At 38.5% G+C, this 646-nt stretch carries 1 protein-coding gene; it reads right to left on the bottom strand.

Translation table 11 applies throughout. The features are described from left to right. Window positions 1-18: 18 nt before the first annotated feature. A partial coding sequence (locus tag FDX22_RS15655; RefSeq protein ID WP_146717429.1) for an IS982-like element IS982B family transposase occupies window positions 19-646 on the bottom strand: 628 nt, incomplete at its 5' end.

Below are 646 nucleotides of genomic sequence, written 5' to 3'. Positions count from 1 at the left end.
ACCCGAATTGCTAGTTGATTATTTAGCCATGACTTGATACCCGATAGAATATCTTAAAGTCTCTGGTTCCAGTGATTTAGCTGATTTTAACAGTAAAGAATACGCTAAAAGTATCATCTCTAATTTCAATTGAAAACCTTGAGGCGAACGACTTTTACAACGCTCAGCTCCTAGATTTGTCAAAAAAGAGAAAACTCGCTCAATCACTTTTCTACGTTTTGAAAAATTAGGGAAAAGGATTTTCTTTTGCTTCATGTTCTTCCTGACAGGTGTCATTAGATCAATTCCTTTTAATTCCAGCCTATCATGCAGTGACTGACCTAGATATCCCATATCTCCAAGGACTGTTGGTGTCCCAAATTGACTCAACACTTCCTCGGTCATTGAACTATCAGCCATTGAAGCAGGAGTAATTGTGTAGTCTATGACATAGCCTGATTCACTGACTAAAGCATGACATTTACATCCATAGAAGTACTGTCCCTTTGTAGCATTGTAGCCAACATTTGCATAATCTCCAAGAACTTTGCTTCTGAAATTACGAATAGGCTGACACAAAGGAATGGGGAAGCTGTCAATAATGGATACACTAATTCCTTCAACCTCTTTAAAGACGAGTGCTTGGCGAATGACTTGGATACTCGGT

The sequence above is a fragment of the Citrobacter sp. TBCS-14 genome, from assembly GCF_005280805.1.
Lineage (GTDB): Bacteria > Pseudomonadota > Gammaproteobacteria > Enterobacterales > Enterobacteriaceae > Citrobacter > Citrobacter gillenii.
This window is presented reverse-complemented; position numbering and strand designations above follow the sequence as displayed.